This is a genomic window from Lujinxingia vulgaris (genome assembly GCF_007997015.1).
GTDB lineage: Bacteria > Myxococcota_A > Bradymonadia > Bradymonadales > Bradymonadaceae > Lujinxingia > Lujinxingia vulgaris.
This window is the reverse complement of sequence record NZ_VOSM01000064.1, coordinates 1-607: the sequence shown is the minus strand read 5'-3', so window position 1 is coordinate 607 and position 607 is coordinate 1. Positions and strand designations below refer to the sequence as shown.

General features: G+C 75.6%; 1 protein-coding gene. It reads right to left on the bottom strand.

The window, feature by feature from the left end:
* The coding region (locus FRC98_RS20900) for a tRNA-guanine transglycosylase (protein WP_347342178.1) at positions 1-477 on the bottom strand (477 nt) is incomplete at its 3' end.
* Between the last annotated feature and the right edge of the window lie 130 nt (positions 478-607).

Here is a 607-nt window from a genome sequence, read left to right as displayed (position 1 = left end):
CTCCTTGCCGGTCGCGACGTCGTCGTCCCCCGCCGCCGAGGCCGCGACCGTGGACATGTCGATGACCTTCCGGAACCCCGAGCCCAGGGACATGACCTGGAAGCCCCCGGAGTCCGTGAAGGTGGGGCCGGACCAGTTCATGAACGCCCCGAGCCCGCCCGCGGCGTCCAGGACGTCCGCGCCGGGCTGGAGGTAGAGGTGGTAGGCGTTGGCGAGCAGGGCCTGCGCGCCGAGCTCCGCCATGGACTCGGGCAGCACCGCCTTGACGGTGGCGGCGGTGCCGACGGGGACGAACGCGGGGGTGCGGATCGTCCCGTGCGGGGTGGTGATGGTCCCGGTGCGGCCCAGGAACGGGCCGCCGTTGGCCTCGAGGCGCCCGCCGGCGATCGTGGCGGTCTCGGCGAGCCGGTGCTCCACCGCGAAGCCGAAGTCGGAGCGGGCGGCGGCGGGGAGCAGGGTCTCTTCTGGAGCGGGCACCCGTCCATTGTGCGTCACCGCCCCGGGGGCGGGTGACGGCGAGCGCCCGTGCGCCGGTGACGCCGCTCAGCGGCCCCAGCCGGCGTGGGCCACGGCCTGGCGCACCAGGTCTCCGCGACCGCCCGCGAAC